Genomic DNA, 12,167 nt, shown 5'->3' on the forward strand with positions numbered 1-12,167 from the left:
AGCCCCGACGTGGTGAATTGGCATTCATGATGTCGGGGATCCCACAGCGCGACGGCGTCTGAGGTTCCGCCACCCGCACCGCCACGCAGGCCAGTATCGAAGCATTCCTCAGCGCGAACGAAGATCACGCACTGGGCGCCGGCTCCTGGACGGGCTCCAGCTCCACCGGGAGCCGCTCCGCGGCGCGGTAGTCCAGGGCCGCCTTCACGAACGCCGCGAACAGCGGGTGCGGGCGGGTGGGACGGCTCTTGAGCTCCGGGTGCGCTTGCGTGCCCACGAAGAACGGGTGCACCTCGCGCGGCAGCTCGACGAACTCCACCAGCCGGTCGTCCGGGGAGGTGCCCGAGAACACCAGGCCCGCCTTGCCCAACCGGTCCCGGTAGGAGTTGTTCACCTCGTAGCGGTGCCGGTGCCGCTCGGCGACCTCGGTGGAGCCGTACGCCTCGGCGACGATCGAGCCCTCCTGCAACTTCGCCGGGTACGAACCCAGCCGCATGGTGCCGCCCATGTCCCGGTCACCGGAGATCACGTCGTGCTGGTCGGCCATCGTGCTGATCACCGGGTGCTTGGCGGGCTCCTCGAACTCCGTGGAGTTGGCCCGCTCCAGCCCGGCCAGCGAACGCGCCGTCTCGATCACCATGCACTGCAGGCCCAGGCACAACCCCAGCACCGGGATGCCGTTCGTCCGCGCGTAGCGGATCGCGCCGAGCTTGCCCTCGATGCCGCGCACCCCGAAGCCGCCCGGGATCAGCACGCCGTCCATTCCGGACAGCGCCTGCGCCGCGCCCGCCTCGGTCTCGCAGGTGTCCGAGCCGACCCAGGAGATCTCCACCTTCGCCCGGTTCGCGAACCCACCGGCGCGCAGCGCCTCCGTGACCGACAGGTAGGCGTCCGGCAGGTCGACGTACTTGCCGACCAGCGCGATCCGCACCCGCTCCGACGGTTTGTGCACCCGGTCCAGCAGGTCGCCCCACACCGACCAGTCGACGTCGCGGAACGGCAGCCCGAGCCGCCGCACCAGGTAGGCGTCCAGGCCCTCGCCGTGCAGCACCCGCGGGATGTCGTAGATCGACGGCGCGTCCGGGCAGGCCACCACGCCGTCGGAGTCCACGTCGCACATCAGGGCGATCTTGCGCTTGAGGTCTTCCGGCAGGTCCCGGTCCGCCCGGCACACCAGCGCGTCGGGCTGGATGCCGATGTTGCGCAGCGCCGCCACCGAGTGCTGCGTGGGCTTGGTCTTCAGCTCGCCCGAGGGCGCCAGGAACGGCACCAGCGACACGTGCAGGAAGAAGCAGTTGTCGCGGCCGACGTCGTGCCGGACCTGCCGGCAGGCCTCCAGGAACGGCAGCGACTCGATGTCGCCGACCGTGCCGCCGACCTCGGTGATCACCACGTCCGGCGTGCGGCCGTCCTCGTCCGGCTCGGCCATCGCCCGGATCCGGGCCTTGATCTGGTCGGTGATGTGCGGGATCACCTGCACCGTGTCGCCCAGGTACTCACCGCGGCGCTCCTTGGCGATGACCGCCGAGTACACCTGGCCGGTCGTCACGTTGGCGTTGCGGGTCAGGTCGCGGTCCAGGAACCGCTCGTAGTGCCCGATGTCGAGGTCGGTCTCGGCGCCGTCCTCGGTCACGAACACCTCACCGTGCTGGAACGGGTTCATCGTTCCCGGATCGACGTTCAGGTACGGGTCGAGCTTCTGCATGGTCACCCGCAGGCCGCGGGAGGTCAGCAGTTCGCCCAGGCTGGATGCCGTGAGCCCCTTACCCAACGAGGAGGCCACGCCCCCCGTGACGAAAACGTGCTTGATCGTGCGTGCTTGCGGCACCAACAAAAGCTCCCCGTGGTCAAGCCGTCGCCTGGCTGGATTTCTGCACTGGCAGGACGGCTGGATCCGTCGCTCCCACGGAATTCCAGCCTAACGCACGACCACCGGGGCCGTGCACCGAGACCTGCCACGCTGCGTCGGGGCGACCGGCCAGGTCAACCGCTATCCGGCGGCCTACCCGTCGGTCACCGCCCACATCCGCCGTGATGGGCCGCCGTGGTGAGCATCGACACTCGGCTAGCCACGCGTCTCCGGCACCGGGCCCTGCGCGCTGCTCGCGACGCCGTAGTGCCCGGCCTGCCGCTCGGCCTGCTCCCGCAGCGCCAGCACGATCGCCACCCGCCCCGAGCCGCTGTCCAGGTCGTCCACCGTGGACAACGACGACGCCAGCGCCGGATCCGCGCGCACGACACCGACCGGCCCGGTCCCGTCTGCCGAGCCCGCGCCGCCGGCGAGCACCGCGCCCTGTCCCGCGCGGTCGAGCTGCGCCGCGAAACGGGCCAGCGTCGCGGCCTTGTCACCGGCCCGGTCGCTTTCGATCCGGCCGCCGGTGAGCACCACGGCGAGCTGCGCGGGCCGCAGTCCCGGCGAGGCGGTCGCGAAGCCGCCGTCGGCAAGGCCCGCGAACGCCGCCGCCCGCTCCTGGTCGCCGGTCTGCGGCTGCCCGTTCTGCGGGTTCAGCAGCGCCAACGGCCCGATCAGGCCGCCGGCCATGGTGCCGGGATCGGCCGCCGTGGGCAGCTGCAGCCCGGCGGGCAGCAGTTCGGTGACCACCCGCCGCAGCTGGTCCGCCCGGCCCGGGTCGGCGAACGACGGGCCGAGCCGCACCTCACCGGCCACGTCCGCACCCGACGCGCGCAACAGCTGCTCGACCGCGTCGCGCTGCTGGTCGTCGGCGTCGTCCGAGGTGATCAGCACGACGCTGCGCTGCGCGAGCTGGCCATGCACGGCCATCGGCCCGACCGCCGAGCCGAACCGGTCGGCGGCCGCGACCTGCGCCTTGAGCATCGTCCGCTCGGCGTTGAGGTTGTCGACCTGTTCCTGCAGGGATCGCTGCTCGTCGCCCACGCCCGCCAGCAACCGGCCGCTGAGCGACGTGGAGCCGACCAGGACGCCCACGGCCAACGCCAGGAAGACCGCGGCGATCGACACGATGTGGTACCGCAACGAGATCACGAGAAAAGCCCCTTGAGATAAGCGAAGACGGACTCGCCGGTGTCACCGACCAGCCCCAGGAATGCGGTGCCGAGCCCGGAGACCACCAGCGCCACGGCGGCCACCAGCAGCACCGCGAGGACCAGCAGCACGATCGCGCCGACCGGCGTCCGGCTGCGCTGCAGCGTCGCCACCGCGGCGCCGTCGATGACCTTGCTGCCCAACCGGAGCCGGGTGAGGAACGTCGACGGGTTCGAGCCGGAGCGCCCGCGGTCGAGGAACTCGCCCAGCGTCGCGTGGAACCCGACCGTGATCACCAGGCTCGCCTTGTGCGCGTCGGCGAGCAGCAGCGCCAGGTCCTCCGGGTTCCCGGACGCCGGGAACGTCACCGCGCCGATTCCCAGGTCCTGGATGCGCTCCAGGCCGGGCGCGTGCCCGTCGAGGTGAGCCGGGATCACGAGCTCCGCGCCGCACTTCAGGGTGGCGGTGGCGATGCTGTCCGGGTCGCCGACGATGACGTCCGGCTTGTGCCCGGCCTTGCGCAGCGTCTCGGCGCCGCCCTCCACTCCGATCAGCACCGGCCGGTACTCGCGGATGTACTTCTTCAACCGCTGCAGGTCGTCGGCGTGGCCGTAGCCCGGCGCCACGACGAGCACCTGGCGTCCCTCCATCGAGATGCTCAGCTCGGGCACGCCGATGCCATCGAGGATCAGCGTCCGCTCCTTGCGCAGGAACTCGATGGTGTTCGCCGAGAACGCCTCCAGCTGCGTCGACATCCCGGCCTTCGCCTCGATGAGCAGGTCGGCGACCGAGTTGGCGTCCTGCGAGGTCCCGCGCCCGACCTCCCGCTCCCCGACGAACACGCCGCCCTCGTGCAGCCGGATCTTCGAGCCGTCCTTGATCCGGTGCGCGACCTCCGGGCCGACACCGTCGACCAGCGCTATGCCGGCCGACAGCAGCACCTCGGGCCCGAGGTTCGGGTAGCGCCCGGAGATCGACGGGGCGGCGTTGACGACCCCGATCACCCCGGCCGAGACCAGCGCTTCGGCCGTGCGCCGGTCCAAGTCCGCGTGGTCGATCACCGCGATGTCGCCGGAGCGAACCCGGCGCAGCACGTCACCCGGGCGCCGCTCCACCCTGGCGATCCCGACCACACCGGGCAGGCTTTCCTGCTGACGGGCAAGCAGACCGCTGAGTTTCATGCACCGATGGTGACAAATCGATCACTTGTCGTTGGTACGCCACGCCGATGCCATTGACCCACAAGCAGCAGATTTCGTTGGGCCGAACGGCCTATTTACCGCTGTGTTCCCGCTTCTTGGTGGCGGCCTTCCCGCGCCGCCGGAAGCGGGCCTGCGCCAGCTTGTAGGCCGTCGCGGTGTCCAGCAGTTCCTCCGCGTGGGCCCGGCCGGTCTCCGTGGAATCCATCCCGGCCAGCATCCGCGCCAGCTCGACCACCCGCCGCTCGTCGGCGACGACCCGCACGTCGCTGCGGGTCAGCCCGCCGTCGGCGGCGCCCTTGTCCACCACCAGGTGGCGGTCGGCGTAGGCGGCGACCTGCGGCAGGTGGGTGACGACCACGACCTGGTGGGTCCGGGCCAGGCGGGCCAGCCGCCGCCCGATCTCCACCGCGGCCCGCCCGCCGACGCCGGCGTCGACCTCGTCGAAGACCAGCGTCGGCACCGTGTCCGCGTCGGCGAGCACGACCTCCAGCGCCAGCATCACCCGGGACAGCTCACCGCCCGAGGCGCCCTTGTGGATCGGCAGCGCCGGGGCGCCGGAGTGCGCGATCAGCTGCAGTTCGACCTCGTCGACCCCGTCCGGGCCGGCGTGCAAGGTCTTGCCGTCCACCGGCAGCGCGTTCGGGTCGCCGGGATCGGCTTCCCTCGCCTGGACGACGACTTCCAGCCGCGCCTGCGGCATCGCCAATCCGTCGAGTTCCTCGGAAACCGCCGAGGAGAGCCCCACCGCGGCTTCCTGCCGTGCCGCGGAGACCGCGACCGCGTGTTCGGCGAGCTCCACCGCGAGCTCGTCGCGCCGCGCGGCCAGCGCCGCCAGCGCCTCCTCGGAAGTGTCCATTCCGGACAGTCGGCTGCGCGCTTCATCGGCCCACGCCAGCACCCCGTCGACGTCCGCGGCGTACTTCTTCGTGAGCTGCTTCAACTCGGCCTGCCGGGCCAGCACCTGCTCCAGCCGGGCCGGGTCGGCGTCCAGCCGGTCCAGGTAGCCGCCGAGCTCGCCGCCCACGTCGGCCAGCACCGCGACGGCCTCCGCCACCCGCGGCTCCAGCTCCCGCAGCGCCGGATCCTCGGCGCCACCGAGGCGCCGCCGGGCCTCTCCGATCAGGCCGATCGCGCCCGGCGCATCCGGGTCACCGTCGACCGCGCCGGTGAGCGCCAGATGAGCGCCCGTCGCGATCTCCCGGAGCTGGTCGACGTCCGCGAGCCGCCGCGCCTCGTCCACCAGTGCGACGTCCTCGCCCGATTCCGGGGCGACGGCATCGATCTCGGCCAGGCCGTGCCGCAGCAACTCCGCTTCCCTGGCCAGCTCCCGCGAGCGTTCGGTGCGCTCGGTGAGCTCCCGCACCGCCTCGGCCCACTCCGCGCGGACCCGCTGGTAGTCGGCGAGCACGTGCAGCACGGGCTCGCCGGCGAACCGGTCCAGCACCGCGCGCTGCTCGCCGGACCGCAGCAGCCGGAGCTGATCGTTCTGGCCGTGCACGGCCAACACCTGCTCGGCCAGCTCGGAAAGCACGGCGTTGGGCACCGATCGACCGCCGAGGTGCGCCCGCGACCGGCCGTCGGCCGTCACGGTCCGCACCGCGATCAGGCTGCCGTCGTCGTCGGGTTCGGCCCCGGCATCGGCGGCGACCTTGGCCGCCGGCGAGTCGATCGTGGTCTGGAACCGGCCCTCCACGACGGCACGCTGCGCACCGGACCGGACCCGCGAGGCATCGGCCCGACCACCGCCGAGCAGGTGCAGCCCGGTGACCACCATCGTCTTACCGGCGCCGGTCTCACCGGTGACCACCGTCAGGCCGGCATGCAGTGCGAGCGTGGCGTCGTCGATGACGCCCAGTCCCTGGATGCGCATCTCCGCCAACACATCAAGCACCCTATCGGCATCACCCGAGGAGTGGTGCCCCGCTGGTGTGATCAGCGCCTGAATTGAAATTGTGGCTGATACGCCCGGCGGTGCAGGTATCGCCGCTTCAAAAGGCGGAGACCGAATCAGCCGATCTTGGCGGGGCCGCGCCAGCCCTGGACGGGGAGCTCGAACTTGCGCACCAGGCGATCGGTGAAGGCGGTGTCGTGCAGCCGCACCAGGCGCAGCGGCGCCTTCCCCGCGACCACCTCGACCCGCGCGCCCGGCGGCAGGTCGAACTGGCGCTGGCCGTCGCAGAACAGCACCGCGTGGTGGCCGTGCTGGTCGATCTCCAGCGCCACCAACGACTTCTGCGACACCACCAGCGGGCGGGCGAAGAGGGCGTGCGCGTTGCTCGGCACGACCAGCAGCGCCTGCACCTCCGGCCACACCACCGGCCCGCCCGCGGAGAACGCGTACGCCGTGGAACCGGTCGGGGTGGAACACAGCACGCCGTCGCAGCCGAACGCCGACACCGGGTGACCGTCGACCTCGACGACCAGGTCGAGGATCCGCTCCCGGCTGCTCTTCTCGACGCTCGCCTCGTTCAGCGCCCAGGTCCGGACCAGGACCTCGCCGTCGAGCTTCGCGGTGACCTCGATGGTCATCCGCTCCTCGACGTAGTAGCGGGACTCGACGACGGCGGCCACCGCCTCATCGAGCGCGTCGGAATCGGCCCCGGCCAGGAAACCGACCCGGCCGAGGTTCACGCCGAAGACCGGCACGTCGGCCAGCCGCGCGATTTCCGCGGCGCGCAGCAGCGTCCCGTCACCGCCCAGCACCAAGACGAGCTCCGTGCCCGCAGCAGCCTCCGGGCCGGGCTCGACCACCTGGAGGTAGCAGTCGGCGCTGAGCTCCGGTGCCTCCTCCGCGAGCACCCGCACCCGCAGGCCCGCGTCGATGAGCTGACCGGCGACCTTCTCCGCGGTGCGCATGTTGTGCTGCCTGCCGGTGTGCACCACCAGCAGCACCTCTCGGGTCAACTCCACTCCTTCACCGGTGCGAGCTCTTGCCTGCAGTCTGCGGTCCCTGCCGGACCGCGTCCACCACGAGCGCCTCCGCCGCGTCCGCATCGGTGCTCGCGCCCGGCCGCAGCCAGGCGAAGTACTCGACGTTGCCCGACGGACCGGGCAACGGGCTTGCCACGACACCGCGCAGGCCGAGCCCCAGATCGGCGGCGAACCGCACGACATCGAGGACCGCTTCCGCCCGCAGCTCGGGATCGCGTACCACGCCACCCGAGCCTAGCCGCTGTTTGCCCACCTCGAACTGCGGTTTGATCATCGGAACCAGATCGGCTGTCGGGGTGGCGCAGGCGGCCAGCGCGGGCAGCACCAGCTTCAGCGAGATGAACGACAGGTCGGCCACCACCAGGTCCACCTGGCCGTCGATGTCTTCCGGCGTCAGCGATCGCACGTTCGTCCGGTCGTGGATCCGCACCCGCTCGTCGGTCTGCAGCTTCCAGACCAGCTGCCCGTAACCGACGTCGACGGCCACGACCTCGCGCGCGCCGCGGCGCAGCAGCACATCGGTGAACCCGCCGGTGGACGCGCCGGCGTCCAGGCAGCGCCGGCCTTCAACGGCCAACCCGGCCGGCTCGAACGCCTCCAGCGCCCCGACCAGCTTGTACGCGCCGCGCGACGCCCAACCGGGATCGTCGACGTCCTCGGCGACCACCACCGCGGCATCGATCTCAACCGCGGTGGCTGCCTTGCGGGCAACCATGCCGCGCACGCTCACCCGTCCGGCGGTGACCAGTTCCGCGGCGTGTTCACGGGATCGGGCGAGCCCGCGACGAACCAGTTCGGCATCCAACCGCGCCTTGCGTGGCACTACCGTCAGCTCCTGTGTGCACTCGTTCCGGAGAGGAGGTTGTCGGCCTTCGACAGCGCATCGGTGAGCGCGGTGTGCACCGCCTCGAACCGTTCGACGTGCTCGGCCACCGGCAGTTCCCGCACCTCGTCGAGCTCGGCCACCGCCGCCGCGATGGCGTCGATCGCCGGCTGACCGTCGTCGGCCGGGCGCGCCAGCGTCGCGGGATTCGGCGCCTGTTGCCACGGAGAGGTCATCCGCTCCTGCTCCCATCGATCACGCCGCGATGGCTGTAGCGGCGACGCGTCCACGCTAGCGGAACGTCACGACAGCGACGCCGCGACATGCGCCGGTCAGGCCAAACCCAGTTCCTTCAACGCATCCTGCGCGCGCTCGTCGGCTCCGCGCACGGCGACGGGCCCCGACGACGCCGCCCACCACGCGGCGCAGAGCGCGCGGAGCGCCGAAATCGCATCGCCCGGCTGTTCCCCGGCCTGCGCGGCCAGTTCCAGCGAGCCGCTGTCGACGCGGACCTGCCACCCGGGCTGCGCGCCGATCGCGACCTCGCCGGCCGGCTGGTTCAGCGCACGGAGATCCGCGCCGACGTAGCCGGGCCGCATGTCGGCGGTGGCTTCCAGCAGGTCCCGCGCCGTGCTGACGCCGGTCAGCACCATCAGCACCGGCATCCCAGCGTTGACCGCGCCCGCGATGTCGGTGTCGAGCCGATCGCCGACCATCAGCGGCGCCCCGGCCCCGGCGGAAGCGACGGCCCGGTCCAGCAGCGGGCGCTCGGGCTTGCCCGCCACCAGCGGATCCTGATCGGTGGCCGCCTGCACGAGCGCGACGAGCGCACCGTTCCCGGGCGCCAGGCCGCGCTCGGTCGGCAGCGTGCGGTCGCCGTTGCACGAGACCCACAGCGCGCCGGCGCGGATCGCCAGGCAGGCCTCGGTGAGGTCGCGGTACCCGATCTCGGTGTACAGCCCCTGCACGACCGCGACCGGCTCGTCGGCGAACCCGCGGACCGGCACCAGCCCGGCCTTGTCCACTTCGGACACCAGCGCGGGCGAGCCGACGACCAGCACCTTCGACCCGGACGGCAGCTTCTCGGCCAGCATCGCGGCACCGGCCTGGGCGCTGGTGCTCACCTCGGTCCGGTCCGCGTCCAGGCCGAGGCCGACGAGATGGTCGGCCACGGCCTGGTCCGGCTTGGACGCGTTGTTGGTCACGTAGCGGACCGGAACGCCGCGGCGGTGCACCTCCTGGATCGCCTCCAGCGCACCGGGGACGAGTTCACCGCCGCGGAACACCGTGCCGTCGAGGTCGAACAGCACGACATCATGTCCGTCGAGAAGCGTGCCGCTCACTGCGCTCGCGCGCCCCCTCCTGCGTTGTCAGCATCGGCGTCGGTGGCGTCCGACTCGGCCGACCGCTCGGCGGCCTTGTCGTCCGCGACCTTTTCCTCGACGGCCTCGTCATCGGCGGCCGTCTCGGAGTCGGCGTTCTCGGCCTCGTCCTCGGACTGCTCGTCGAGCTCGTCGACGTCGTCATCGGCCTCGGCGTCGTCGGCCTCAGAGTCGTCTTCGAAGTCCTCGTCGTCGACCTCGGCTGCCGCCTCGGCCTCGGTGACGAGCTCCTCGACCGCGTCCGGGCCGCCCAGCTTCTCGGCGAGCTCCTCGAGGCGGTCGGCGGCGTCGGTCTCTTCCTCGTCGTCGGCGTTGGCCGCGTGCACGAACCAGGTGAAGGCGTCCCGCTCCCGCCCGGCCGCCGCCAGGTTGTCGGCGTAGGCGTAGAACAGGCGCGCGCTCCACGGCTCCTGGAGCTTCGGGTCCAGCTCCGCGGTCTGCAGGCTCACCACCGAGGCATCGATCTCACCGAGGTCCCGGCGCGCGCCCGCGGCGACGATGCGCAGCTCGACGGCGTCTTCCTGGTCGAGCTGGGTGGCTTCCTCGCTGCGGCTGAGTTCCACCGCGCGCTCCGGCCGTCCCATCGCGCGCTCGCAGTCGGCCATGATCGCCAGATGCCCGGGGCCGCCGGCCATCCGCCGGACGGCGCGCAGCTCCGACAGCGCCTCGTTCCACTCGCCCACCAGGTAGGCGGTGAGGCCGTTGGCCTCGCGCACCGAAGGGATGCGCGGAGCCCGCTGACGCGCATACCGCGCGTGCTCCAGGGCGCGCTCCGGCTCCGAGTCGATCAGCTGGCCGGCGGCGATCAGGTGCACTGCGACCTTGTCGGCCAGGCCCTTGGGCAGCGTCAGCAGCTCGCGGCGGATCTCGATGTCGAGGTCACCGGGCTCCAGGCCCTCGGGCAGCTGGGGCTCTTCCGGCTTCGCCGCCGACTCGACGGCGCCCTCGTCGCGCGACTCGGTCCGCGGCGAGTCGTGCCGGAAGCCACCCCGGTCCCGACGGCCACCGTCGCGCGGCCCGCCCTTGCGGTCTCCGCCGCGGTGGTCCCCACCACGACGGTCCCGGTCCGGGCGTCCGCCGCGGTCGCGGTCGAACCGGTCGCCCTGCGGACGCGGCCGGTCGTCACGGGGCCGGTCATCACGACGCGGCCTGACATCGCGGGGCCTGTCGTCACGGGGCCGGTCGTCACGGCGGCGGTCGTCGAAGCGGGGCTTGCCGGGCCGGTCGTCCTTACGGAAGCCACCCCGGTCGTCACGACGGTCGTACTTGCGGAAGCCACCCCGGTCGTCACGGCGGTCGTACTTGCGGAAGCCACCCCGGTCGTCACGGCGGTCGTCCTTGCGGAAGCCGCCGCGGTCGTCCTTGCGGAAACCACCCCGGTCGTCACGACGGTCGTCCTTACGGAAACCGCCCCGGTCATCGCGGCGGTCGTCCTTACGGAAGCCACCCCGGTCGTCCTTGCGGAACCCGCCGCGGTCATCGCGGCGCGGGCGGTCGTCACGTCCCCGGTCGTCGCGGCGGAAACCGCCACGGTCATCGCGACCTCGGTCGTCACGGCGGAAGTTGTCGCGACGCGGGCGGTCGTCCCGCTGGAAGTCACGGCGGCCGCGGTCGTCCTGTCCGCGGTCATCGCGCCGGAAGTCACGGCGGTCGTCGCGTCCGCGGTCATCACGGCGGAAGTCGTCACGGCGCGGCCTGTCGTCACGGCGGAAACCACCGCGGTCGTCATGCTTGTCATCGCGGCGATCGTCACGGCGGAATCCGCCACGGTCGTCCTTGCGAAAGCCGCCGCGGTCGTCACGGCGGTCATCCTTGCGGAAGCCGCCGCGGTCGTCCTTGCGGAAACCACCCCGGTCATCCTTGCGGAAACCACCGCGGTCATCGCGGCGGTCATCCTTGCGGAAGCCGCCGCGGTCGTCCTTGCGGAAACCACCCCGGTCATCCTTGCGGAACCCGCCACGGTCATCCTTGCGGAAGCCGCCACGGTCATCCTTGCGGAAGCCGCCCCGGTCATCGCGACGGTCGTCCTTGCGGAAGCCGCCACGGTCGTCACGGCGCGGGCGGTCGTCGCGACGGTCGAAGCCGCGGTCTCGGCCGTTCTGGTCGTTGAAGCGGCGCGGGCGGTCGTCGCCGCGGTCGTCGCGACGGAAGCCGCCGCGGTCATCACGCCTGTCGTCACGGCGGAAACGGCTGTCGCGGTTGTCGGAATCGCGGCGGAAGCCACCGCGGTCGTCGCGGTCGCGGTAGCCGCCGGGGCGCCCGCCCTGGCCGCGGAATCGGTCGCGGCCGCCGCCGAAGTTGTCGCGGCCGCCCCGGTCGTCCCGGTTCCGGTCATCCCGGTTGCGGTCGTCGCGATCATTTCGGTAGCCGCGGTTGTCGCGGTCGCCGAAGCGGCGCGGGCCGCCTCCGTCGCGGTCCCGGCGGGGACCGCCGGAGGAACCGCGGCGATCGAAGTTTCCGCGGCCGCCCTGGCCGCCTCGGCCGGCACCGGCCCCGCGGCGAGGACCGCCGCTCGTGTCGTCGGAACCGGACACCGAACCTCCTGAAGCAGAAAATACTGAAGTTCCCACCAGCGTAGTCCCACCTGATGGCGGGTCGCGGAGGGTGGCACCCCTGATGTGAGCGGGGGCAACTCGTGTGAACCGTGCGGCGTCTGAACGAACGCAGCAACGGCTTTCGGACAAAAGAAGGGGCCGACCGGAGAACCGTCCCCAAGGACGGGTCCGGTCGGCCCCTTTAAATAGTGTGTCGGCGGTGTCTTACTCTCCCACACCCTGTCGAGTGCAGTACCATCAGCGCTGGGGAGCTTAGCTACCGGGTTCGGA

10 protein-coding genes are annotated in these 12,167 nt (G+C 72.0%); 1 reads left to right on the forward strand and 9 read right to left on the reverse strand.

Translation table 11 applies throughout. The features are described 5' to 3' along the window. Positions 1 to 124 precede the first annotated feature (124 nt). The 9 genes from AB0I53_RS25875 to AB0I53_RS25915 form a co-directional block, all read right to left on the reverse strand. The gene (locus AB0I53_RS25875) at positions 125 to 1,831 is read right to left on the reverse strand and encodes a CTP synthase (protein WP_358607927.1); all 1,707 of its coding nucleotides are present in this window, start codon (positions 1,829 to 1,831) and stop codon (positions 125 to 127) included. Between the two features lie 234 nt (positions 1,832 to 2,065). Further along, entirely contained in the window at positions 2,066 to 3,004 is a 939-nt protein-coding gene (locus tag AB0I53_RS25880; protein WP_358607930.1) for a copper transporter, read from the reverse strand. Further along, complete coding sequence (gene steA / locus AB0I53_RS25885; RefSeq protein ID WP_358607934.1) at positions 3,001 to 4,185, reverse strand: putative cytokinetic ring protein SteA; 1,185 nt, start codon at positions 4,183 to 4,185, stop codon at positions 3,001 to 3,003. The genes AB0I53_RS25880 and steA overlap by 4 nt, the downstream gene beginning before the upstream one ends. 91 nt (positions 4,186 to 4,276) lie before the next feature. Then, entirely contained in the window at positions 4,277 to 6,088 is a 1,812-nt protein-coding gene (recN, locus tag AB0I53_RS25890) for a DNA repair protein RecN (protein ID WP_358607961.1), read from the reverse strand. Positions 6,089 to 6,213: 125 nt separating this feature from the next. After that, complete coding sequence (locus AB0I53_RS25895; protein ID WP_358607936.1) at positions 6,214 to 7,116, reverse strand: NAD kinase; 903 nt, start codon at positions 7,114 to 7,116, stop codon at positions 6,214 to 6,216. Positions 7,117 to 7,120: 4 nt separating this feature from the next. Further along, complete coding sequence (locus AB0I53_RS25900) at positions 7,121 to 7,960, reverse strand: TlyA family RNA methyltransferase (RefSeq protein ID WP_358607939.1); 840 nt, start codon at positions 7,958 to 7,960, stop codon at positions 7,121 to 7,123. A 5-nt stretch (positions 7,961 to 7,965) separates the two neighbouring features. Further along, positions 7,966 to 8,196 (reverse strand): hypothetical protein, encoded by a 231-nt coding sequence (locus AB0I53_RS25905; RefSeq protein WP_358607942.1) that lies wholly within the window; start codon positions 8,194 to 8,196, stop codon positions 7,966 to 7,968. Between the two features lie 96 nt (positions 8,197 to 8,292). Then, the gene (locus AB0I53_RS25910; protein ID WP_358607945.1) at positions 8,293 to 9,303 is read right to left on the reverse strand and encodes an HAD-IIA family hydrolase; all 1,011 of its coding nucleotides are present in this window, start codon (positions 9,301 to 9,303) and stop codon (positions 8,293 to 8,295) included. Further along, on the reverse strand, positions 9,300 to 10,157 hold the full coding sequence (locus tag AB0I53_RS25915; protein WP_358607948.1) for a hypothetical protein: 858 nt from the start codon (positions 10,155 to 10,157) through the stop codon (positions 9,300 to 9,302). The genes AB0I53_RS25910 and AB0I53_RS25915 overlap by 4 nt, the downstream gene beginning before the upstream one ends. Between AB0I53_RS25915 and AB0I53_RS25920 the strand changes: the two genes are divergently transcribed. Then, positions 10,152 to 11,888 carry a hypothetical protein gene (locus AB0I53_RS25920; protein WP_358607950.1) on the forward strand — a complete coding sequence of 579 codons (1,737 nt, stop codon included), beginning with the start codon at positions 10,152 to 10,154 and terminating at the stop codon, positions 11,886 to 11,888. The genes AB0I53_RS25915 and AB0I53_RS25920 overlap by 6 nt on opposite strands. The last annotated feature ends 279 nt before the right edge of the window (positions 11,889 to 12,167 follow it).

It is taken from the genome of Saccharopolyspora sp. NPDC050389 (genome assembly GCF_040655595.1).
Lineage (GTDB): Bacteria > Actinomycetota > Actinomycetes > Mycobacteriales > Pseudonocardiaceae > Saccharopolyspora.